The organism is Frigoribacterium sp. ACAM 257 (genome assembly GCF_007954365.1).
In the GTDB taxonomy this organism is placed as follows: Bacteria; Actinomycetota; Actinomycetes; order Actinomycetales; family Microbacteriaceae; genus Frigoribacterium.
Genome location: NZ_VOLO01000003.1, coordinates 32,985 through 55,718, shown reverse-complemented (window position 1 = coordinate 55,718; position 22,734 = coordinate 32,985). Strand labels below are relative to the sequence as shown.

20 protein-coding genes and 1 tRNA gene are annotated in these 22,734 nt (G+C 71.4%); 7 read left to right on the top strand and 14 right to left on the bottom strand.

Going from position 1 to position 22,734, the window contains the following annotated elements; all coding sequences use genetic code 11:
- Positions 1-33 precede the first annotated feature (33 nt).
- The 3 genes from nrdE to nrdH form a co-directional block, all read right to left on the bottom strand.
- A complete protein-coding gene (gene nrdE, locus ES689_RS10130; protein WP_191330401.1) occupies positions 34-2,139 on the bottom strand; it encodes a class 1b ribonucleoside-diphosphate reductase subunit alpha in 2,106 nt (701 codons plus the stop codon).
- A 26-nt stretch (positions 2,140-2,165) separates the two neighbouring features.
- Entirely contained in the window at positions 2,166-2,582 is a 417-nt protein-coding gene (gene nrdI, locus ES689_RS10125) for a class Ib ribonucleoside-diphosphate reductase assembly flavoprotein NrdI (protein ID WP_146903828.1), read from the bottom strand.
- Between the two features lie 87 nt (positions 2,583-2,669).
- On the bottom strand, positions 2,670-2,903 hold the full coding sequence (nrdH, locus tag ES689_RS10120; protein WP_123547992.1) for a glutaredoxin-like protein NrdH: 234 nt from the start codon (positions 2,901-2,903) through the stop codon (positions 2,670-2,672).
- 364 nt (positions 2,904-3,267) lie between these two features.
- On the opposite strand from nrdH, the gene ES689_RS10115 reads away from it, so the two are divergent.
- The 3 genes from ES689_RS10115 to ES689_RS10105 all read left to right on the top strand — a co-directional run bounded on the left by ES689_RS10115 (position 3,268) and on the right by ES689_RS10105 (position 5,990).
- A complete protein-coding gene (locus tag ES689_RS10115) occupies positions 3,268-4,476 on the top strand; it encodes an MFS transporter (RefSeq protein WP_146903824.1) in 1,209 nt (402 codons plus the stop codon).
- A gap of 48 nt (positions 4,477-4,524) precedes the next feature.
- Positions 4,525-5,355, top strand: coding sequence for an aldo/keto reductase (locus ES689_RS10110; protein ID WP_146903821.1), 831 nt, complete (start codon positions 4,525-4,527; stop codon positions 5,353-5,355).
- 110 nt (positions 5,356-5,465) lie between these two features.
- Entirely contained in the window at positions 5,466-5,990 is a 525-nt protein-coding gene (locus ES689_RS10105; RefSeq protein WP_146903817.1) for a ribonuclease H, read from the top strand.
- Positions 5,991-6,015: 25 nt separating this feature from the next.
- Here ES689_RS10105 and ES689_RS10100 read toward each other — a convergent pair whose 3' ends face one another.
- The 4 genes from ES689_RS10100 to ES689_RS10085 form a co-directional block, all read right to left on the bottom strand.
- Positions 6,016-6,777 carry an SDR family oxidoreductase gene (locus ES689_RS10100; RefSeq protein WP_146903814.1) on the bottom strand — a complete coding sequence of 254 codons (762 nt, stop codon included), beginning with the start codon at positions 6,775-6,777 and terminating at the stop codon, positions 6,016-6,018.
- A 110-nt stretch (positions 6,778-6,887) separates the two neighbouring features.
- A complete protein-coding gene (locus tag ES689_RS10095; RefSeq protein ID WP_146903812.1) occupies positions 6,888-9,470 on the bottom strand; it encodes an RNA helicase in 2,583 nt (860 codons plus the stop codon).
- Positions 9,471-9,812: 342 nt separating this feature from the next.
- The gene (locus tag ES689_RS10090) at positions 9,813-10,793 is read right to left on the bottom strand and encodes a hypothetical protein (RefSeq protein ID WP_146903809.1); all 981 of its coding nucleotides are present in this window, start codon (positions 10,791-10,793) and stop codon (positions 9,813-9,815) included.
- 102 nt (positions 10,794-10,895) lie between these two features.
- Positions 10,896-11,084, bottom strand: a complete 189-nt coding sequence (locus ES689_RS10085; protein ID WP_146903806.1) for a hypothetical protein — start codon at positions 11,082-11,084, stop codon at positions 10,896-10,898.
- 164 nt (positions 11,085-11,248) lie between these two features.
- On the opposite strand from ES689_RS10085, the gene ES689_RS10080 reads away from it, so the two are divergent.
- Positions 11,249-12,187 carry an NAD(P)-dependent oxidoreductase gene (locus ES689_RS10080; protein ID WP_146903802.1) on the top strand — a complete coding sequence of 313 codons (939 nt, stop codon included), beginning with the start codon at positions 11,249-11,251 and terminating at the stop codon, positions 12,185-12,187.
- 38 nt (positions 12,188-12,225) lie between these two features.
- Here the strand turns inward: ES689_RS10080 and ES689_RS10075 are convergent, their stop codons facing one another.
- From ES689_RS10075 to galU, 5 genes are all read right to left on the bottom strand, one after another.
- A complete protein-coding gene (locus tag ES689_RS10075) occupies positions 12,226-13,794 on the bottom strand; it encodes a methyltransferase (protein WP_146903799.1) in 1,569 nt (522 codons plus the stop codon).
- Between the two features lie 223 nt (positions 13,795-14,017).
- Positions 14,018-14,093, bottom strand: a tRNA-Ala gene (locus tag ES689_RS10070).
- 75 nt (positions 14,094-14,168) lie between these two features.
- Complete coding sequence (locus tag ES689_RS10065) at positions 14,169-15,206, bottom strand: hypothetical protein (protein WP_146903796.1); 1,038 nt, start codon at positions 15,204-15,206, stop codon at positions 14,169-14,171.
- A gap of 173 nt (positions 15,207-15,379) precedes the next feature.
- Positions 15,380-16,027 carry a GNAT family N-acetyltransferase gene (locus ES689_RS10060; protein ID WP_146903793.1) on the bottom strand — a complete coding sequence of 216 codons (648 nt, stop codon included), beginning with the start codon at positions 16,025-16,027 and terminating at the stop codon, positions 15,380-15,382.
- A gap of 11 nt (positions 16,028-16,038) precedes the next feature.
- Positions 16,039-16,932 (bottom strand): UTP--glucose-1-phosphate uridylyltransferase GalU, encoded by an 894-nt coding sequence (galU, locus tag ES689_RS10055; RefSeq protein WP_146903790.1) that lies wholly within the window; start codon positions 16,930-16,932, stop codon positions 16,039-16,041.
- Positions 16,933-16,998: 66 nt separating this feature from the next.
- On the opposite strand from galU, the gene ES689_RS10050 reads away from it, so the two are divergent.
- From ES689_RS10050 to mscL, 3 genes are all read left to right on the top strand, one after another.
- Positions 16,999-17,577 carry a 5-formyltetrahydrofolate cyclo-ligase gene (locus ES689_RS10050; RefSeq protein WP_146903787.1) on the top strand — a complete coding sequence of 193 codons (579 nt, stop codon included), beginning with the start codon at positions 16,999-17,001 and terminating at the stop codon, positions 17,575-17,577.
- Positions 17,578-17,616: 39 nt separating this feature from the next.
- Entirely contained in the window at positions 17,617-17,997 is a 381-nt protein-coding gene (locus tag ES689_RS10045; protein WP_146903785.1) for an FmdB family zinc ribbon protein, read from the top strand.
- Between the two features lie 79 nt (positions 17,998-18,076).
- Positions 18,077-18,583, top strand: coding sequence for a large conductance mechanosensitive channel protein MscL (gene mscL / locus ES689_RS10040; protein WP_146903782.1), 507 nt, complete (start codon positions 18,077-18,079; stop codon positions 18,581-18,583).
- Between the two features lie 79 nt (positions 18,584-18,662).
- Here the strand turns inward: mscL and ES689_RS10035 are convergent, their stop codons facing one another.
- A complete protein-coding gene (locus ES689_RS10035; RefSeq protein WP_146903779.1) occupies positions 18,663-18,905 on the bottom strand; it encodes a hypothetical protein in 243 nt (80 codons plus the stop codon).
- A 5-nt stretch (positions 18,906-18,910) separates the two neighbouring features.
- Entirely contained in the window at positions 18,911-22,678 is a 3,768-nt protein-coding gene (locus ES689_RS10030) for an AAA family ATPase (protein ID WP_146903776.1), read from the bottom strand.
- Between the last annotated feature and the right edge of the window lie 56 nt (positions 22,679-22,734).

Sequence of the window (22,734 nt, the reverse complement as noted above, 5' to 3'; positions counted from 1 at the left end):
CGCCGGGTGGCCCAGGGGCCGAGGTCCTCAGACCTACAGCATGCAGCTCACGCAGCCGTCGACCTCGGTGCCCTCGAGGGCGAGCTGGCGCAGACGGATGTAGTAGATCGTCTTGATGCCCTTGCGCCATGCGTAGATCTGGGCCTTGTTGATGTCGCGGGTCGTCGCGGTGTCCTTGAAGAACAGGGTCAGCGAGAGGCCCTGGTCGACGTGCTGCGTGGCCGCGGCGTAGGTGTCGATGATCTTCTCGGGACCGATCTCGTACGCGTCGGTGTAGTACTCCAGGTTGTCGTTCGTCATGAACGGCGCCGGGTAGTAGACGCGGCCGAGCTTGCCTTCCTTGCGGATCTCGATCTTCGACGCGATCGGGTGGATCGACGACGTCGAGTGGTTGATGTACGAGATCGAGCCGGTCGGCGGCACCGCCTGCAGGTTCTGGTTGTACAGGCCGTGCTGCATGACGCTGGCCTTGAGCTGACGCCAGTCGTCCTGCGTGGGGATCGCGACGCCCGACGCGGCGAACAGGCCGGCGGCCCGCTCGGTGCTCGGCACCCACGCCTGCTCCGTGTACTTGTCGAAGAACTCGCCGGAGGCGTACTTCGAGTCCTCGAAGCCGCCGAAGGTCACACCGCGCTCAATCGCGATGGCGTTCGAGGCACGCAGGGCGTGGAACAGCACCGTGTAGAAGTAGATGTTCGTGAAGTCGATCGCTTCTTCGCTGCCGTAGTGCACGCGCTCGCGGGCGAGGTAGCCGTGCAGGTTCATCTGGCCGAGGCCGATGGCGTGCGACTGGTCGTTGCCGACCTCGATGGAGCGGACCGACTGGATGTGGCTCATGTCGCTGACCGCGCTGAGGCCGCGGATGGCGGTCTCGACGGTCTTGCCGAAGTCGGGGGCGTCCATCGAGAGCGCGATGTTCATCGAGCCGAGGTTGCACGAGATGTCCTTGCCGATCTCGTCGTACGACAGGTCTTCGTTGAACGTGGTCGGGGTGTTGACCTGCAGGATCTCCGAGCACAGGTTCGACATGTTGATGCGGCCCTTGATCGGGTTCGCCTTGTTGACCGTGTCCTCGAAGACGATGTAGGGGTAGCCCGACTCGAACTGGATCTCGGCGATCGTCTGGAAGAAGTCGCGCGCCTTGATCTTGGTCTTCTTGATGCGGCCGTCGGCCACCATCTCGCGGTACTTCTCGCTGACCGGCACGTCGCCGAAGGGGATGCCGTAGACCTTCTCGACGTCGTACGGCGAGAAGAGGTACATGTCCTCGTTGTTCTTCGCGAGCTCGAACGTGATGTCGGGCACGACGACGCCGAGGGACAGCGTCTTGATGCGGATCTTCTCGTCGGCGTTCTCGCGCTTGGTGTCGAGGAACCGCATGATGTCGGGGTGGTGCGCGCTGAGGTACACGGCGCCGGCGCCCTGGCGGGCACCCAGCTGGTTCGCGTAGCTGAAGCTGTCTTCGAGCAGCTTCATGACGGGGATGATGCCCGACGACTGGTTCTCGATCTGCTTGATCGGGGCGCCGGCCTCGCGGATGTTCGAGAGCGACAGGGCGACGCCGCCGCCGCGCTTCGACAGCTGCAGCGACGAGTTGATGCCGCGCGAGATCGACTCCATGTTGTCCTCGATGCGCAGCAGGAAGCAGCTGACGAGCTCGCCACGCTGGGCCTTCGCGGTGTTGAGGAAGGTGGGGGTGGCCGGCTGGAAGCGGCCGCCGATGATCTCCTCGACGAGGTCGATCGCGAGCTGCTCGTCGCCCTGGGCGAGGCCGAGGGCGGTCATGACCACTCGGTCTTCGAAGCGCTCGAGGTAGCGCTTGCCGTCGAACGTCTTGAGCGTGTACGAGGTGTAGTACTTGAACGCGCCGAGGAAGGTCTGGAAGCGGAACTTCTTCGAGTAGGCCAGGTCGTTCAGGCGCTCGATGAAGGCGAAGTCGTACTGCTCGATCGTCGCGAGCTCGTAGTACTCGTTCTCGACGAGGTAGTCGAGGCGCTCACGCAGGTTGTGGAAGAAGACCGTGTTCTGGTTGACGTGCTGCAGGAAGTACTGCTTCGCCGCCTCCCGGTCTTTGTCGAACTGGATCTCGCCCGACGGGCCGTACAGGTTCAGCATCGCGTTGAGCGAGTGGTAGTCCATGCTCATGCCCTGCCCGGGTGCTGCGATCACTTCGAGATCGTCGACTGCTGCGTCCAAAATTCTTCCAATCCGTTCTGTACTGCTGAGACGTCGTCCGGGGTGCCGAAGACCTCGAACCGGTAGAGCAGGGGCACCTGGCACTTGGCGGCGACGATGTCGCCGGCGAGGCAGTACCCCTCTCCGAAGTTGGTGTTGCCCGCCGCGACCACGCCTCGGATGAGGCTGCGGTTGCCCTCGTCGTTGAGGAAACGGATGACCTGCTTCGGGACGGCACCTCTGCCCTCGCCGCCGCCGTAGGTCGGCAGAACGAGGACGAAGGGGTCACGGGCGTGGAGCGGGGGCTCGGAGGGGAAGAGCGGGATCCGCTCGGCCGGCACCCCGAGCTTCTCGACGAACCGGTGCGTGTTGCCCGAGACGCTGGAGAAGTAGATGAGATGGGTCACGGTGACGACCGCCTCCTCTGCTCGTGGTGCTGTGCCTCCGTGGACGGGAGCGGGCCGTGGCCCGACCCCGTCACGAGGAGGCGCGGGTCAGGAGACGCGAGCGGCGAGACCGGCGATCTTGTCGGGACGGAAGCCGCTCCAGTGGTCGTCGTCGGCGATGACGACGGGCGCCTGCAGGTAGCCGAGTGCCTTGACGGTCTCGAGTGCGGCGTCGTCGGCCGTGACGTCGAGGACTTCGTACTCGATGCCCTTGTTGTCGAGGGCGCGGTAGGTGGCCGTGCACTGGACGCAAGACGGCTTGGTGTAGACGGTGATGGCCATGGTTTCCCCTGTGTTCTCGGGCCGACGCGGGGGTCGGACGCGGTGGTTCTGGTGCGGGTCTGGGGCAGCGGGCACAGTGCCTGCGGCAACTCCTCGATACTACATCTTGTGGCCCGGACTCGGGGCCGCAACTAGATGCGGTGTTACAGGCGTGTAGTTCTGCCGGGCGAGTTCTCCACAGGAGTTCCCCCAAGTTCTGCACAGATCTGGCGGAGTTGCCCCCAAGGACCTGGCGGTTCTGCACATGTTCCTCCCCACCTCCGACATCGCCGCCGGGTCGTCCCCAGTTCGGGGCCACGGCGTGTCGCGGCGTGTCGGGACGGGGCTGCCGGACGCGCCCGCGCCTCCGTAGACTCGACCTCTCGTGAGCACCTATTCGTCCCTCCTGAAGACCCCCGGCGTGGGGCGCATCATCGCGGCCCAGCTGACCGCGCGGTTCCCCTTCGGGATGCTCTCGCTGGCGTTCCTGCTGCACGTCGAGCACGTGCACCACTCGTACGCGGCGGCAGGCCTCGTCCTCGCGGCGACGAGCATCGGCCAGGCGATCTCGGGCCCGCTCACGAGCCGTTGGATGGGGCGCTGGGGCATGCGCCCCGTGCTGCTGCTGACCCTCAGCGTCTGCCTCGTCACGATGCTCGCGTTCACCGCGTACGACTTCTCGGTCCCCGCCTTCATGGCGCTCGGCTTCGTGACCGGCCTCAGCGTCCCGCCCGTGCAGCCCGCCGTCCGCACGATCTACCCCAAGATGGTCAACTCGTCGCAGCTGACGCCCCTCTTCTCGCTGGACGCCTCCGCGCAGGAGATCATCTGGGTCGCGGGCCCGGTCATCACGACCTTCGTCGGCACGCAGGTCGGCACCCGCGAGGCCATCTGGCTCGCCGCGCTCTTCCTCGTCGGCGGCGGGATCTGGTTCATCGCCTCGCCCGAGGTCGGTCGTGTCCGCATCCCGCGCAGCAAGCGCTCCTTCGGCAAGGTGCTCGCCCGGCCCACGGTCCTGCTGGCCACCGTCGCGGGCTTCCTCTTGATCGGCGCGTGCGCGGCCGTCGAGGCCGGCGTCGTCGCACTGTTCGGCGAGGGCAGCGCCGACTCGGGCATCGCTCTCGCCGTGTTCGCCGCCGGGTCGCTCGTCGGCGGTCTCGCCCTCGGGCACGTGCCCGTCGGCCCCTGGGCGCTCGGCCGGCGCCTGGCGATCGTCTTCGTCGGCATGGTGCTCGCGATCTTCGCCACCGGGCTCCTCCCGATCAGCGGGGCCCTGCTCGTCGCCGGGGTCGGCATCGCGCCTGCCCTCGCCGTGATGTTCGCGATCGTGTCGTCGAGCGTCAAGTTCAGCGACACCGCCGAGGCGTACGGCTGGGCAGGCACCGGCCAGTTGATCGGATCGGCCCTCGGGTCCGCGATCGCCGGTTTCTGGATCGACCGCATCGGCGGTCAGGGCGGCCTCGTGGTCGCCGCAGCCTTCGCGTTCGTGGGCGTGGTCGTCGGCCTCGTGTTCCACCGCGCCCTGCCCGACCTGCGCGGCCGCGACGCGAGCCCGCTGCCCGACACGGAGCCGGTCCCCGTCCAGGCCAGCTGACCCGCGCCTCCTCGGCCCGGCCGTGATCGCGGATGGGAGGATCGGGGCATGTCCGACATCACCGTCCCGTCCGTCGCGCTCTCCGACGGAGCCCGCATCCCCCAGCTCGGCCTCGGCGTCTACAAGGTCGCCGACGACGAGGCGCGCACCGTCGTCGCCACCGCCCTCGAGCTCGGGTACCGCCACGTCGACACGGCCTCGTTCTACGGCAACGAGGTCGGCGTGGGGCAGGCGCTGCGCGCCTCCGACGTGCCACGGGACGACGTCTTCGTCACGACCAAGGTGTGGAACACGGAGCAGGGCTTCGACGAGACGCTGCGGGCCTTCGACGCGAGCCTGGACCGGCTCGGCACCGACCACGTCGAGCTCTACCTGATCCACTGGCCGGCACCGACGCAAGACAAGTACGTCGACACCTGGCGTGCGCTCGAGCGGATCGCCGAGGAGGGGCGGGCCCGGTCGATCGGCGTCAGCAACTTCCAGGTGCACCACCTCGAGCGGCTGCTCGGCGAGACGAGCGTCGTGCCCGTGATCGACCAGGTCGAGGCGCACCCGTGGCTGCAGCAGCACGAGCTCCGGGAGTTCTGCGCCGCCCGCGGCATCGCCGTCGAGGCCTGGTCGCCGCTGGCCCGCGGCCGAGTGCTCGACGACGCGGTGATCGGGCGGATCGCGGCGAAGCACGGGGTCGAGCCCGCACAGGCCGTCATCCGGTGGCACCTGCAGCAGGGGCTCGTCGTGATCCCCAAGACGGTGAACGCGCAGCGGCTGAGGACGAACCTCGACGTGTTCGGCTTCGAGCTCGACGAGGACGACCTCGCCGCGATCGCCGCCCTCGACAGCGGCGAGCGCTCCGGATCGCACCCCGACCAGGTCGGCTGACCTGCGGCAGGTCGTCGCGCGGCACGAGCGGCGGCACGAGGAGGCGCGGGTCGAGGGTCGGGCCCCGCTCGCGTACCGTGGTGGGCGCACATCACGAGCAAGGAGCACCCATGACGATCGTCGCCGCCGCTGACGGATCCGCCCTCGGCAACCCCGGCCCCGCCGGCTGGGCCTGGTACGTCGACGACGACCGCTGGGCGGCGGGCGGCTGGCCCCGCGCGACGAACAACCAGGGCGAGCTCACCGCCGTGCTCGAGCTGCTGCGGGCCACTGCGGGCGCCGGCGAGCCGGTGCACATCCTGTGCGACAGCCAGTACACGATCAAGGCCTGCACCGAGTGGATGCCGGGCTGGAAGCGCAAGGGCTGGCGCAAGGCCGACGGCAAGCCGGTGCTGAACGTCGAGATCCTCAAGGAGCTCGACGACGCCCTCGCCGGGCGCAAGGTCACCTTCGAGTGGGTCCGCGGCCACGTCGGACACGAGATGAACGAGGCGGCCGACGTCCGCGCCCGAGGCGCCGCCACCGCCTTCCAGAACCGCAGCGACGTGCCCGCCGGCCCCGGCTGGCCCGGCGCTCCCGTCGCGACCACGTCGCCCGTCGCGGCGCCGCCCGAGCCGCCTGCCACGCTCTTCTAGGCAGCGCACCGCGCGCTGCGGCGTGCTACATCGAGGGGTGGGTGCTCGACAGCCCGCCGTCGACGACGAACTGCGCGCCCGTCGAGAACGCGGAGTCGTCGGACGCGAGGTGCAGGGCGAGCCCGGCCACCTCCTCCGGCATGGCCAGGCGACCGCGCGGGCTCATCGTGCGGAACGCGTCGAGCAGGGCCGGCTGCGCCTCCACCTGCCGACGGAACATCGCCGTGTCGGTCGGTCCGGGGTGCAGCGAGTTGATGCGGATGTCCCAGCCCTCCTGGGCGGCGTGGGCCGCGCTCGAGCGGGTCAGGCCGACGAGGGCGTGCTTGCTGGCGGTGTAGGCCGCGTCGTCGCCGAAGCCGAGGAACGACGTGGCCGGCGCGAGGTTGATGATCGAGCCGCCCGAGCGCTCCGGGTTGGCGCGCATCTGCTCGATGGCGAAGCGCGTGCCGAGCATGACGCCCGTGACGTTGACCGCGAAGACCCGGTTCCAGCTCTCGAGCTGGGTGACGTCGATCGACTGCCCCGAGACGATGCCCGCGTTGTTGACGAGCACGTCGAGGTGCCCGTAGTGGTCGGCCACCCTGTCCATCACGCGCTTCCAGTCGCCGCCGTTCGCGACGTCGTGCTGGATAAACTCGGCTCCTGCCTCGGCCGCGACGGCCGACCCGTCGAGGATGTCGGTCGCGACGACCTGCGCGCCCTCGTCGGCGAAGCGACGGACGATGGCCTCGCCGATGCCCGAGGCAGCCCCCGTGACGATCGCGACTTTTCCGGACAGGCGAGACATGGGTCCTCCTCGGGAAGCCCGACGACGGATCGCCGGGGGCGGTGCGCCGGAGGATCGCTCCGGGGTGACGGGGTGACGGGCAGCCGTGGTCGGCCGGGCCGCCGACAACGTTACTCCTCGACGACCATGCCCCCGGTGCCGCCCCCGGCGCGCTCGGAGGCCGGGCCGACGGCCGTGACCGTGACCACCGCCTCCCCGCGCTCGTCGCTCGACGTGAGGTCGACGACGGCCGAGATGCCGAAGTCGTGGTCGCCGTCAGGGTCGGCGAGGATCTGCCGCACCCGCCAGACGGTCGGCAGCTGCTCGATCTGCAGCATGTGCGGGCCACGAGCGTCGGTGTCGGTGCCGATCGTGTCGTACTCGTCGTAGTAGCGGTCGAGCGCCTGGCCCCAGCGGTCGGTGTCCCAGCCCGAGGAGGCGTCGAGCTGACCCAGCCCCTCGGCGTCGTCCCGTGCCATCAGCTGGACCCTGCGGAACATCTCGTTGCGGACCGCGATGCGGAACGCGCGGTCGTTCGCCGTGAAGCGGCGGAGCACGGGCGGCACGATCTCGTCGTGCGCCTCGACCTCGCGGGGGTTGAGCATCTCCTCCCACTCGTCGAGCAGGCTCGAGTCGACCTGGCGCACCAGCTCGCCGAGCCACTCGATGAGGTCGGCGAGCTCGTCGGTCTTGGCCTCGTCGGGCACGGTCTGGCGCAGCGCCCGGAACGCGTCGGAGAGGTACCGCAGCACCAGCCCCTCCGAGCGGGCCAGGCCGTAGAAGACCACGTAGTCGCCGAAGGTCATCGCGCGCTCGTAGAGGTCGCGCACGACCGACTTGGGGCTCAGCGCGAAGTCGCCGATCCACGGCTGGGAGGCGGCGTACGTCTCGAAGAGCGCCGTCAGCAGCTCGTCGAGGGGCTTCGGCCAGGTGACGTGCTCGAGCAGCTCCATCCGCTGGTCGTACTCGACGCCCTCGCGCTTCATCTCGGCCACGGCCTCGCCGCGGGCCTTGAACTGCTGCTGGGAGAGGATCGGGCGAGGGTCGTCGAGGGTCGCCTCCACGACGGAGACGACGTCGAGCGCGTAGCTCGGCGACTCCTGGTCGAGCACGTCGAAGGTCGCCAGGGCGAACGGCGAGAGCGGCTGGTTCAGGGCGAAGTTCGCCTGGAGGTCGACCGTCAGGCGGATGGTGGGCGCGCCTCCGTCGGGGCCCTCCTCCTGCACGACGACCTCGGCGGTGCGGAGCGTGCGGTAGATCGAGATCGCCTGCCGCGCCATCGCGTACTGCGCCGTCAGGGGCTCGTGGTTGTCGAAGACGAGCGAGCGCACGTTCGCGAAGACGTCGCCGCCGCGGCCGATGACGTTGAGCAGCATGGCGTGGGTGATCTGCATGTGCGAGACCAGCGCCTCCGGCTCGGCGGCGATCAGCTTGTGGAAGCTCGGCTCGCCCCACGAGACGAAGCCCTCCGGCGCCTTCTTGCGGACGATCTTGCGCTTCTTCTTCGGGTCGTCGCCCGCCTTCTCGATCGCCTTGAGGTTGTCGATCTCGTGCTCGGGCGCCTGCAGCACGACGGTGCCCGAGGTGTCGTAGCCGGCTCGGCCTGCCCGGCCCGCGACCTGGTGGAACTCGCGCGCCGTGAGCTGCCGCATCCGGGTGCCGTCGAACTTCGTCAGCGCCGTGAGCAGGACCGTGCGGATCGGCACGTTGATGCCGACGCCGAGGGTGTCGGTGCCGCAGATGACGCGGAGCAGCCCCCGCTGGGCGAGCTGCTCGACGAGCCGCCGGTACTTGGGCAGCATGCCCGCGTGGTGCACGCCGATGCCCGAGCGCACCAGGCGGCTGAGGGTCTTGCCGAAGCCGGTGCTGAAGCGGAACCCGCCGATCAGCTCCGCGATCTCGTCGCGCTGCTCACGGCTGGCGACCTTGATGCTCGACAGCGCCTGCGCCCGCTCGAGGGCCGCGGCCTGCGAGAAGTGCACGACGTAGACCGGGGCCTCGCCGGTGGAGAGCAGCTCCTCGACCGTCTCCTGCACGGGGGTCTGCGCGTACGAGTAGTGCAGCGGCACGGGGCGCTCGACGCCGGTCACCCGAGCGACGGGGCGGCCGGTGCGGCGCGACAGGTCGTCGACGAGTCGGGTCACGTCGCCGAGCGTCGCCGACATGAGCAGGAACTGCGCGCGGTCGAGCAGCAGCAGCGGCACCTGCCAGGCCCAGCCGCGCGACTGGTCGCCGTAGAAGTGGAACTCGTCCATGACGACCTGGTCCACGTCGGCGTCCGAGCCGTGGCGCAGGGCGAGGTTCGCCAGGATCTCGGCCGTGCAGCAGATGATCGGGGCGTCGGAGTTGACCGACGAGTCGCCCGTGACCATGCCGACGGCCTCGGGCCCGAACAGCTCGACCAGGGCGAAGAACTTCTCGCTGACCAGCGCCTTGATGGGCGCGGTGTAGTACGTGCGCTTGCCCTGGGACAGGGCGACGAAGTGCGCGCCCGCGGCGACGAGCGACTTGCCGGTGCCCGTCGGCGTGCTGAGCACGACCGAGGCACCGGAGACGAGCTCCATCATCGCCTCGTCCTGTGCCGGGTAGAGCGGCAGGCCGCGGCTCTCGGCCCAGTCCGCGAAGTCGGCGTAGGCGGTGTCCTGGTCGTACGACTCGGGCCCCGGGCGCTCGGGCAGCAGGGCGGACAGCGGTGCGGAGGGGGCGGGCGACATGATGTGTCGATCCTGCCCCATGCCGGCGACAGCGAGGCGAGGCGGGCCGGAGGCGGTCGGCACTGCACCGGAGACGGCTCGGCCCCCGAGCGCCCGTGCCCCGGAGACAGCACACGCCCCCGGGCCGAGCAGGGCTCGGGCGGAGGCGTGCGGTCGCGCCCTCGGACGAGGCCCGGCGGGATCGGATCAGGAGACCACGCTCGGCCGCACGTCGACGATGACGGGCGCGATGTGCCCCGGTAACCAGCCGGTGAGCACAGTGCACTGTATCTCGCGCTCCCCCGGGGCGGAGGGGTGAACGAGGGGTGATTCATGCGTTCGACTAGAACTGGGGGCGCCGACTCAGAGCGCGACGTCCGGATCGACCCTGAGGTCGTGCACCGCGTCGAGCCCGGCAGGCCTGAGGTCGTCGAACACGGACACGGCGTCGTCGTCGTCGAACGACCCGGTCAGGGTGACGGCCCCGTCGTCGAGCAGGACGACCCACGAACCCGACGACGCGTCGGCGAGGACGTCGCCCCCCAGCGCCCGACCCACCACGGGACAGACGGGCGCGGCCGTGCCGCAGGGCGCGTAGGTCGCGACGTCCTCCGGGGCGACGAAGCGCAGGTCGTAGTAGGCGGCGGGACGGTCCCCCGCGACCGACGCGTCGGCCTGCACTCCCTCGTCGCCCGGCGACACGTAGGAGTACGCCAGATCGGCGTACTCCCCCGGCGGCGTCACCCCGCGGAGCACGTAGCCGGCGAGAGGAGAGGCCGGGGACGTGCTGGGCACGAGGACCGGCCCCGTCCAGGCCGCGTCGAAGCGAGCCTGATCGCGGGAGGCGCCGAGCTCGCCGACGGCGAGGGTCAGCAGCACGGCGCCGAGGCCGAGGGCGAGGACGTACCCGACCCACCGCAGACGGACCACCCCTGCCGCCGCGGCCGGGATGCTCCACAGCGGCGGCACGAGGAGCCAGAGGAGAGGCCCCAGGCCCACCAGCTCGATCAGCGGTGCGGCGACCGAGCCGACCACCCCCACCCCGAAGAACACGAGGAGGAGGGCGAGACCCGTCGAGAACATCCCGGAGAAGCGAGCGCCTCGCCGACGACCGCGGACCGTGAGGAGAACGACCAGAGCAGAGACGAGGCACCCGAGGAAGACGCCGCCGGCGGCGGCGAGGACGGCCACGCCGATGCCCTCGCCGGTGGTGGTGGCGCCCGACGTGGCCGCCCCGACGACGAGGGCCGCGAGGACGGCCGCGAGGCACCCGGAGGCGAGCCCGCCCGCGACCGCCGCCAGCGACCGGCGGACGGTCAGACCCGGTCGGTCGTCGTCGATCATCTGCAGCCCCCGTCGCCGTCGTCCCGAGACGCTAGCGCGCGGGCGATCAAGGATACGGTCGATCCCCGGGCCCGGCCAGGCCTGGCCGGGCCGGGCGAGGCCTCAGCGCAGCGGGACGTGCCCGCCGAGCGTGTCGTCCACCTGCTCGACGGCGCCCTCGCGAGCTGCGTCGTCGGCGGCCGAGCCGGCGTGCTCCTCGACGGGCGCCGGATCGTCCCCGTGCACCGCGGCCGAGTCGTGCCGGGGGTCGACGTCGTGGTCTGCGGGGTCGTGGGCCTGGGTGTCGCTCATGGGGCGCCTCCTCGTCTCGTCTGCCGCCTCGAAGGCGACGAGGGGACCGGACGCCCCCGTCCCGCACGACCGTACCCGCGCCTCCGTCGCGCACGTCCAGCGCCGACACGGTAGACAGGAGGAGGCGCACCGAGCGCCGCCCCGACCCAGGAAGAGTGCAGACGATGTCGTCATCCACCCCGTCCCCCGCGGCCCTCCGCGTCGCCGTCACCGGAGGCAGCGGCAAGCTCGGCCGCGCCGTCGTCCGCGACCTCGCCGACCACGGCTGGGAGGTCGTCCTGCTCGACCGCGTGCCGAGTCCCGACCCCGTCGAGGGCGTCACCTACGTGCAGGTCGACCTGTCCGACTACGGCCAGGTGCTGCAGGCGCTCACGCACGTCGACGACCGCTACGACTCCATCGACGCCGTCGTGCACCTCGGTGCGATCCCGGCGCCCGGCCTCGTGCCGAACGCGACGCTGTTCCACAACAACGTCACCGGCAGCTACAACGTGTTCGCCGCCGCACGGGCCGCGCACATCCGCAACGTCGTCTGGGCCTCGAGCGAGACCCTGCTCGGCATCCCCTTCGACCTCGACCCGCCCTACCTGCCCCTCGACGAGGAGTACGCGGTCAGGCCCGAGTCGTCGTACTCGCTCGGCAAGGCCCTCGACGAGGAGATGGCCCGCCACTTCACCCGGTGGGACCGCCAGCTGAAGATGATCGGCCTGCGCTTCTCGAACGTCATGGACGACGGCGACTACTCCGAGTACCCCTGGGACGAGACGCCCGAGAAGAAGACGTTCAACCTCTTCTCGTACATCGACGCCCGAGACGGCGCCCAGGCCGTGCGCCGAGCGCTCGAGAGCGACCTCGTCGGCTTCGAGGCGTTCATCATCGCCGCGACCGACACCGTGATGAACACGCCCACCGCGGTGCTGGCCGACCAGTTCTGGCCGACCGTCGAGCGCCGGGCCGCCGTCGAGGGCACCGACTCGCTGCTCAGCAGCGACAAGGCCCGCGACCTGCTCGGCTTCGTCCCCGAGTACAGCTGGCGCACCTGGGGCGACCGGGTCGGCAAGCAGGAGGCGGCGGCCGACGACGAGACGGGCGACGACCTGTAGCCCCCGCCCGGCCCGGCCCGGCCCGGCCCGGCCCGGGCTCAGGCGCGCAGCATCCCCGTCGTGACGAGCTCGCGCACCTGCGGCAGCAGCTCGCTCGTGAGCGCGACCTGGTCGGCCTCCAGCAGTTGCGACAGCGCACCGACGATCGCGCCGACGCTGAGCTCACCGTCGCAGGCGCCCACCAGGGCCGAGAGGGCCGTGCCCGACTCGACCGACCGGGCGAAGCCGCCTCCCTGCCTCAGGGAGATGACCGTGGGGTCGTCGTTGCCGGGCCAGTAGTGCCGTTCTTCCGTGACGTCGCCGGCGACCGTGAGGCGAGCGGTCAGCAACGCGTCGTCGTCGAGCGAGCGGAGCAGGTCCACGGCGTCGAGCGTCGCCCCGAGGTGGCGACCGAGGCCGACGTCGTTCGAGCCGAGGCCCCCGAGGAGGCGCTCCGTGCGGACCACGGGCTCGGTCGCCGCGTCGAGCGGCCGCCTCAGGGTCACGTAGCCGAAGCCGACCTCGAGGACGCCCCGCTGCTCGAAGTCGCCGAGCCAGGCCTCGTAGAGCCGCTCGAAGTCGGCGTCGCCAGCACGGGTGCCCCCGTCGCGGATCCAGGTCTCGGCGTAGGCCGCAGGGTCCTGCAGCTCGCGCTCGACCACCCACACGTCGAGCGGGACGCCGCCCCGCGCGACCCAGTCGGCCACGGAGTACGCCCCGCGCTTCCCCGCCGTCGCGTCCGCACCTCCTGTCTCCCAGTTGCCGAGCAGCTGCGCGACGCCTCCGGGCGTCAGGTGGGCGCCGACCTGCGACACGACGGACGCGACGAGGTCGTCGCCGACCATGCCGCCGTCCCGGTACTCGTACTCGGGGACGCCCTCGACGCGGGGCGTGATCACGAACGGCGGGTTCGAGACGACGTGGTCGAAGAGCTCGCCCTCGACGGGCTCGAACAGGCTGCCGAGCCGGAACTCGATGCCGTCGACGAGGTTGAGGGCGGCGTTGAAGGCCGCGAAGTCGAGGGCGCGCTGCGAGATGTCGGTGGCGACGACCCGGCGAGCGTGCCGGGCGACGTGCAGCGCCTGGATGCCGCAGCCGGTGCCGAGGTCGAGCGCGCTGTCGACGGTGCGCGGGATCATCAGCCCGGCCAGCGTCGCCGACGCCCCGCCGATCCCCAGCACGTGGTCCTCACGGAGCGCGCCCCCGAGGGCGAGCTCGCCGAGGTCGGAGGCGATCCACCAGCTGGCCTCGCCCGACGCGTCGACGAAGGAGTACGGCCGCAGGTCGACCAGGGCACGGGCCTCGTCGCCGACGACCTCGAGCAGGCCGAGGCTCGCGGCGCCCGCCGTCCCGAGGGTCGGGAGCGCCGCCTCCACGTCGACGAGGGGCTGCGGCCATCCCAGGATGAACAGCGACGCCAGCGTCGCCGTCGGACGGAGCGACGGCACGCGGGAGGCGCTCCCCACGAGAGCGCGACGGGCCGCGACGCGCTCCCCCCGGAAGAGCGCCGCACCGGCGCTCGCGCCCCAGGCGTCGGGCCCCGTCAGGCGCTCGACCGTGAAGTCGGAGGACGCGAGGTCGGCCCGGAGGCGCGCGAGCAGGTCGGGGTCACGGGAGTCGAGGGGCACGCCTCCATCTTCGCGGACGCGCGAGGCGTTCCCGGCCGAGGCCGGGTGTTCTGGGCCGAGGGCGGGTGTTCTGGGTCGAGGGCGGGTCGCCGGGGACCCGCCCTCGACCCGGAACACCCGCCCTCGAGCACCACGAGTCGCGGCGGACGACACCGGGCGGGCATGCGGTGGGCGCACGACGAAGGCCCTCCCGTCCGGGAGGGCCTTCGTGGTGATGCGGTACTGGTGGAGCTAAGGGGATTCGAACCCCTGACCTTCTCATTGCGAACGAGACGCGCTACCAACTGCGCCATAGCCCCAGACCTGCTCCGCAACGATAGCACCCGAGGAGGCGCCGGTCCGAATCGACGCGACGCCCGCCTCCTGGAGGCGGTTCAGACCGCGCGACGCCGCTCGAGCGCCTCGTCGAGGCGGAAGCTCGGCTCGCCGAGGTCGTCGACGATGCCCATGCGCGCGAAGCGGCTCGGCGCGGCGGGAGGCGGCTGGGAGGAGGCGGCTGCCGGCTCGTCGACCGGGGCCTGCGGCGTCGTGGACACCGGAGCCGCCCTGGGAGCCGAGAGTGCCGCCTCGGCCCGTGCGGCTTCGCGCAGCGCCTGGTGCTGAGCCCGCTGGGACTCCCTCAGCGCCTGGACGGATCGCTCCGACTGGCGGCGCAGGTCGTCGGCGGGCGACTCCGCGGCGGGAGCCGACGCCGTGGCTGCGGGCCGAGCGACAGGGCGCTGACGCCCTCGTCGCAGGTAGAGGGGGGTCGGCACGGGCACGGGGGTCCACTCGCGCGACTCGGGCTCGGCGTCGGCGTCGCCGTCGCCGTCCGCGAGCGACGACGAGAAGTCCCGCAGCGGCTGGCCGACCCGAGGGGCGACAGCGACCTGGCGGCGAGCCCTCGCCCGGGACACGGCGGCGAGCTGGGCCAGCATCGCGACGGACCCCGCCCCGAAGGCGAGGCCCGCGACGGAGGCGACCCAGGACGTCGTCACGATCCCCGCGACGACGGCGACGACGCTGACGACGAGCACCAACGTCGAGACGAGCCGGGAGCGACGGAGGCGGCGGGCGGCCAGCGCAGGATCGTGGTCGGCGGCGCGGAGCACGGGGGCCGCGGCCGCGAGCTCTCGGGTGACGGCACGCTGACGAGCCGCCTCGTGCGCACGGCGGAGGGCCTCCCGCTTCGTCTCCTCGCGGGCGAGGATGCGCTGCGCGTCGGCGACGGACCTGGCGTTGGCCTCGATCCGCACCTCCTCGGGGAGCTCGGCCGTCTGGGCGAGGATGCGGAGGGTCTGCTGCAGGCGGACGGCGTTGCGCTCGGTCGCGAGGTACTCGCGACGGCGCTGCCAGGTGGGCACGAGGTAGACCAGCCAGAGCACGGCGACGAGCGCCAGCACGAGGCCCCCGCCCCACGACCCGATGTCCATGCTGACGAGGGTATGAGCGGGGGCACGGCGCGTCGGCCACGTCGCGGGGTGTGTCTCGTCGGATCTGGGCAGAGATCCCCCAGATCTGGCCAGGGATCGGCGAGATCTGGCCAGGGATCCGCGAGATGCGAGCGGGTGACCACCGGATCTCGGCGATCCCCGGCCACGTCGACCTACAGCGGCAGCTGCTGCTCGGCCTCCGCGAGGGCATCGGGAGGCACGCTGCCCTGCCCGGCCGGGACCGTGCCCGACCGCCAGCGGCGCAGGACGCCCTCGGGCACCTCCTCGGCCACCAGCGCGAAGCAGAAGTGGTCGCGCCACATGCCGTTGATGTGGATGTAGCGGCGCCGGAGCCCCTCGTAGCGGAAGCCGAGCTTCTCGACGACGCGGAGGCTCGGACCGTTCTCGGGGCGGATGCAGATCTCCATGCGGTGCAGGCCGAGGGCACGGAAGCAGTGGTCGGTGGCCAGCGCGACCGCGATCGGCGTGGCGTCGTTGCCCGCCGCCGACTGGGTGACCCAGTAGCCGATGGTCGCCGAGCCGAGCGAGCCGTAGGTGATGCCGCTGACGTTGAGCTGGCCGACGAAGCGGCCGTCGAGCTCGATGGCGAAGGGCAGGCCGAGGCCTGCGCGCGCGTTGACCTGGAGGGAGCGGATGCTGCCTCGGACGTCGTGGCTCGTGAACCCGTTCGGGTTCGTGGCCTCCCACTGCCGCAGCCACGAGCGGTTCTCGGCCAGCGCCTGGTCGAGGTCGCGGGTGTCACGGAGGCGGAGGGGCCGGATGACGACCCGCCCCTCCGCCAGCGTGGGGATGCTGCTCACGTGGTGGTCGCCTACTCCAGCCCTGCCGTGAACTCCTTGAGCCACGGGCGGAGCTCGTCGCCGAGGTCCTCCCGGTCGCTCGCGAGCTGCACGATGGCCTTGATGTAGTCGAGCTTGTCGCCCGTGTCGTACCGACGGCCGCGGAAGACGACGCCGTAGACGCCGCCCGTCCACTCCTCGGCGCTCGCCATCTTCATGAGCGCGTCGGTCAGCTGGATCTCGCCGCCCTTGCCCGGCTCCTGCTTCTCGAGGACGTCGAAGACCTCGGGGCGGATGACGTAGCGGCCGATGATGGCCAGGTTGCTGGGGGCCTCGCCCTGCGCGGGCTTCTCGACCAGGCCGGTGATCTTCACGACGTCGTCCTCGCCGGTCTCCTCGACCGTGGCGATGCCGTAGAGGTGGGTCATCGAGGGGTCGACCTCGAGCAGCGCCACGACGGTGGCGTTCTTCTCGCCCTGCACGTCGATCATGCGGGTGAGAAGGGGGTCGCGGGCGTCGATGATGTCGTCGCCGAGCAGCACGGCGAACGGCTCGCGCCCGACGTGCATCTTGGCGCGGAGGACGGCGTGGCCGAGGCCCAGCGGGTCGCCCTGGCGCACGTAGTGCATGTCGGCGAGGTCGGTCGACTGGTTGACCTTGGCGAGCTTGTCGTGGTCGCCCTTCTTCTTCAGCGTCTCCTCGAGCTCGGACACGTGGTCGAAGTGGTTCTCGAGGGCGTTCTTGTTGCGCCCGGTGATCATCAGGACGTCGGTGAGGCCCGCGTTCACGGCCTCCTCGACGACGTACTGGATCGCCGGCTTGTCGACGACGGGGAGCATCTCCTTAGGCATTGCTTTGGTCGCGGGGAGGAATCGGGTACCCAGGCCGGCGGCGGGGATGACTGCTTTGCTGATCGTGAAGCCCATGCCGCTCAGCGTATCCACCCGCGGCGCTCCGCGGGGGGCACATTTCGTGCCCGTACCATCGAGGACATGACGGACGAGGTCGGCAACGCGAAGCGCGCACTCCGGGCGGAGCTGCGACAGCGGCGCCGGAACCAGGGCGACCGTGCCCGTGAGCAGGCCACGGCGGGGCTCACGAGGCACCTGGTCGATCTCTCGTCGGGGCTCTCGGTGCGGTCGGTCTCCGCCTATCTCTCCACCGCGGACGAGCCGAACACCCGCCCGTTCCTCAACTGGGCCTACGAGAACGACGTCCGCGTCCTGTTCCCCATCTCGCGCCCGGACGGGCTGCTCGACTGGGCGGTCGGCGACGGCGAGACGGAGACGCTCGGGCTGTTCGACCTGCCCGAGCCGGTCGGCGAGGTGCTCAGCCCCATGGCGATCAACGACGTCGACCTCATCATCGTGCCGGCCGCCTCCGTCGACCACACGGGCATGCGCATGGGCTGGGGGCGCGGCTACTTCGACAAGACCCTCGGATCGATGGAGAAGCGACCGCCGGTCTATGCTGTGGTGTTCGATTCCGAGTACGTGGAAGAGGTGCCGCGCGAGCGTCACGACCAGCCCGTCGACGGCGTCGTCACCCCCAGCGGCATCCACGAGTTCTGAGCTCGCCGACCGCCTCCTCGACCCACAGCTAGGACGCCCGTGCCCACCTACTCGTATCGCTGCACCGAGTGCGGCAACGCCTTCGACGTCGTCCAGTCGTTCACCGACGACTCGCTGACGGTCTGCCCCGTCTGCCAGGGCGTGCTCCGCAAGGTCTTCAGCCCGGTGGGCGTCACCTTCAACGGGTCGGGCTTCTACCGCACCGACTCGCGGAGCGGGAGCGGCTCCTCCTCGTCGTCCTCCGGCTCGTCGTCCTCCGACACGAAGTCGTCGGGCACCGAGAAGAAGACCGCAGGAGGCGGCGGGTCGTCCGGCGCCTCCGGCACGTCCTCGAGCGGGTCGTCGTCGTCGGGATCGGGCTCGTCCGGGTCGACCTCGGGCGGCTCGTCCTCCGGGGGCTCCAGCTCCTCCTCGTCCTGACCCTGGTCTGCGGCGCCCGGCCAGGAGTGGTTGAGTTGTCGGCGACGACGACCACCTCTCGACCTGAAGGAGCGCACCTGTGAAGGGCTTCAAAGAATTCGTCCTGCGCGGCAACGTGATCGACCTGGCTGTCGCCGTGGTCATCGGAGCCGCGTTCACCGCCATCGTCACCTCGCTCGTGACCAACATCTTCAACCCGCTGATCGGCGCGGCGTTCAACGCGTCCATGCTCGACGAGGCGCTCGTCGTGAGCATCCCCACGGTGAGCGGCGCCGAGGCCGAGCTCAAGTTCGGCGCCGTGATCGGTGCCCTGATCAACTTCCTGATCATCGCCGCCGTCGTGTACTTCTGCCTCGTGCTGCCGGTCAACAGCCTGCTCAAGCGGACCTTCGCCAAGCAGTCGGACGAGTCCGTGCCGCCGGCCGACGTGCCGCCGACCGACGTCGAGCTGCTCAGCGAGATCCGTGACCTGCTGCGCGCCCAGTCGGGCATCGACACGGCCTCGGCCGGCCACGGCAGCCACGCCGCCGACCCGACCCCGAGCGGCAGCGTCAACCTCGGCAACGGACCGCTCGGCAGCCGCTAGGCCCCGGCTCCGCATGACGACGGCCCGCCCTTCCCTCATCGGGAGCGGCGGGCCGTCGTCGCGTGCATGGAGCTCGGGGTCAGCCCCAGTGGGGCGGCACGTCGTCGCGCAGCTGCCGGTCGTTCTCGCCCGACGAGTGCCGAGGAGGCTCGGGTGCGGGAGCGGGATCGCTGCCGGGCACCGGGTCGGTCGAGACCCGCCGTCCGCCGCGCCGCCGGACCACGAGCGGAGCGGACGCGGCCGTCTCGACGACCGCCGGGTCTGAGCCCGGCCGGCCGGCGCCTCCTTCGGGCACCTCGTCGGGTGGCTGCGGAGTCGTCACCGCGGTCAGAGCCGGTTGACGTGCTGGCGGGCCGACAGGGTCGGCACCTCCTGCGTGCGGGACCCGTCGATCCCGAGCACCTCGGCCACGCGCGCGGCCACGGAGTCGGGGTCGGTGAACAGCTGGAAGGCGTGCACGCGCACGTAGTGCCAGCCGAGGCGGCGCAGCGTCTCGGGCCGGGCCCGCAGCGACTCGCGGAGGCTCGTGCGCGACAGCGTCGTGTCCGTCTCGATCGTCACGCAGACGCCGTCGTGCGCGGCGACCAGCCCGAGCTTGCCGCGGTGGCCGAGCGCCACGGGGATGCCCTTGGCCTCGAGGCGCCGAGCGAGGTCGACGAGCATCGGGTCGGAGTCGTCCGGCACGTGCTCGGCGCTGGTGCGGGCCTGGACCTCGGTGAGGATCTCGGACAGCGCGACGGTGCCGTGGCCCATGCGTCCGCCGTCGATGTCGGCGGGCTGGAAGCAGGTGACGATGATCATCGAGCGACGGGCCCGCGTCATGGCGACGGCGAGCAGGCGCTCCCCGCCGGGCTGGCCGAGCGGCCCGAAGTCGCTGAGCACGCGGCCGTGCGGCGTGCGCCCGTAGCCGATGGAGAAGATCACGTGGTCGCGGCTCTGGGCGACGCTCTGCTCGAGCGTCGCGACCATGAACGGCTCGCCCCGGTCGCCGACGACGAACTCCGTCAGGTCCTTGTGGCCGGACACCGCGGTGAGGACGGCCTGCTGCACCCGCACGGCGTGCTTCGCGCTCGCGGTGATCACCATGAGCGACTCGGCCGGCCTGGTGCGGGCGTGCTCGACGACGAGCGAGACGACGCGGTCGACCTCGGCGTCGACGCTCTCGACGGCGCCGGACTCGGTGTCGGGCACCGCTGTGCCGCCCGAGACGTAGTCGAGCGCGATGCTGCCGTGCCCGAGGAAGCTGCCGGCCCACGGCAACGACTCGATCCGCCCGCCGTAGAAGCGACGGTTGACCAGCTCGGCCAGGTCTTCTCCGCCGGCGCGGTAGCTGCGCGTCAGGGAGAGGGTCGGCAGCAGGGTCGAGAGACGCGCGAGGGCGCTGTCGGCGTGCAGGGCGTCGAGCTCCGCCTCGTCGTGGCGCGGGGGCTGTTTGCCCGGCGTCACGGCGATGTCGAACTCGGACGGCGTCTGGGTCACCGGGTCGCCGAAGGCGACGGTCTGCTTGCCGCGGCGGATCGCGCCGACGTTCTCGGCGATGGTCGTCGCGCCGGCGTCGACGAGCACGACCGTGTCGAACGGCACCGTGTCGGCGATCGTGTGCACCTCGTAGGGCGACGCCAGCCAGACGGGCGCGATGGCCCGCGACAGGTGCGGCGCGGCGTCGTGCAGCAGGCGGGCCGTCAGGTGCGGCTGACGCAGCAGCGCCTTGAGCGCCGAGGCCTCCTCAGGCCAGTCGACGAGCCCGATCTTCCAGTTCTCCGCGAGCTGCCAGCCCAGCAGCTGAGCACTGCCCGCCGCGTGCGCCTCGTCGACCAGCCGGAAGTCGGCCTCGAGCCGGTCGAGCATCGCGGTGTTGGCGCCGAGCAGCGCCCGGTCGGCCTCGAGCAGCGACTCGAGCGCCGAGCGCCACCACGCGAGCTCGAGCTCGGCGGCGACCTGCTGCTCGGGGACGTGGCGGTTCGCGAGGTCGGTGATGAGCGGCGCGAGCTCGAGGTCGCGGAGAGTCGTCATCAGCTCGGTGCGCTCCTGCAGGTTCTGCAGCACGTCGCTCTCGGCCGCGAGGTCGCGGAGCTTCGGATCCAGCTCGGCGACGCCGATCTCGGTGAGGCTGTCGTCGCCCCTCAGGCCGAGCGGCGCGTCGAGGCGCTCCAGATCTTGGCTCACCTGCTGGTGCAGCACGTGGGCGTCGGCGATGCCCGTGGGCACCTCGGGCGGCGTGCCCGCGACGACGTATCGCTGCCAGGCGATGCGCTGCTGCTGGATGCGCTGCAGGGCGCTGTGCAGGTCGGCGATGTGCACGCCGGGCCGCACGTATTCCTTCGCGAGCTTCTTGAGACGGCGGCGGTTGGCGCTCGACATGTCGGGCGCCTCGCGCTTCGGCGCGGTGGCCGCCACGAGCTCGGCGACGGAACGGTCGAAGACGACGGGCTGGAACTTGTCGAGCGTGTCCCGGATCTCGGTGAGGAGGCGCAGGTAGACGCCCAGCTCGGCCACCGACTCGAAGGGGCGCATCCGGGTGCTGCCGATCACCTCCTGTGCTCGCTCGAGCAGGCGGGGCAGGTCGCGGTGGTGCAGGTTCTTGGCGAGCTGGTGGGCGTCGCCGGCACCGAACGAGTCCGTGAAGCGGGCGCCGTACCAGGGCGAGTCGCCCGGGCCGTAGCGGAACTCGCCGAGGTTGGCGGCGTTGACCATCGTCTCGGCGACGCGGCGACGGCCGTCGACCATCGCCTCGACGCTGCGCCGGCTGAGGCGTGCGGTGGTCGCGGGAGGCGCGGGCAGCAGGGCGAGCCGCGACAGCTCGGTGAGGCAGTCGAGCACCGAGACGCGGAGCCCGTCGTCCCGCCGGCTCAGGGCGCCGCGGTAGTCGACGAGCACCCTGCGGAGGCGCACGAGCGCGTCGTCGACCTCGCCCATCTGCGGGTGCGTGGCCTTCTCGTCGCGGCTGATGGCCCGGATGACGTCACGGCGCAGCGTGGTCGGCGAGACGGCGACGCCGGGCAGGCCGATGTCGGCGAGGCGGGCGGTGATGCCCCGCAGGGAGGCACGCCGAGCGCTGACGACGAGCACCCGCTTGTTCTGCGACACCAGCCGGCCGATGGCGTTGACGATGGTCTGCGTCCCGCCCGTGCCCGGCAGGGTCTTGACGACGACCGAGGCGCCGGCCGCGATCTGCGCGACGACGTTCTCCTGCTCGGGGTCGGCGTCGAGCAGCAGGGTGTCGGTCTCGGGGCTGCGCTCGTCCTGCGGCGTGGCCGTCGTCGGCCGGTAGCCCTCCTGCACCTGGCGGATCGCCATGGCGTTGCCGCCGAGCGCGTCGAGCACCGGGTGGCCCAGCTCGCGGGCGTCGAGGGCCATCTCGGTCGAGACCTCGGCGAAGGTCGACACGACGAGGCGCGGCTGCACGGTGAACCAGTCGAGGTGCGCCGTGAGCCCGCGGAGGCGGTCGATCACGGGGTTGGGGGTGAACGCGCCCTCGCGGCTGGCGAGCGCGACGAACGCGTCGGCGTCGAGCGAGATGTCGAACTGGTCGTGCAGCGCGTCGGCGAGCGCCGGGTTGAGGAAGGGCTCGCCGAGCAGCTTCACCTCGAAGTCGCGACCGTGGCGTCGGATCGCGAGCGGACGGAGCAGCACTGGGGCGCGGTGGTCGCGACCGGCGAACGACCAGGCCGCGACCCCGATGGCGAGGTGGACGGCGTCGATGCCGCGGACGGTGCTGAGCTCGAGGCCCTTCGCCGCGATCTCGCCGGCGGCGACGCGGGCCGTCCGGAGTGCGAGGTCGTCGCGGATCAGGCTCGACAGCAGGGTCGTCTTGCCGGTGATGAACTGGGCCAGGCCGCCGGGGTGCGTCGTGCTGAGCTCGATGCGCGCGCGCTGCTCGTCGCCGAAGTGCAACAGGGTGGAGGTTCCGCCGACGACGCTCAGCTGGTCACGCCAGCCGGTGCGCGACGGCTCGGCGACGTTGCCCACGGCCAGGCCGGGGTCGCCCAGGCTCACGGTGTCGGGGGACGCTGCTCCCCCGGGCGCGCCCGTCGGGGCGACGTCGGGACCCGTCCCGTCGTCGCCGTCGTCATGCTGTCTGTCGGCGCGCCACACACGGCCACCTTAAGCCGTCGTCACCGTGATCTGCCTCAGGACGGGCGGGTCGGCGG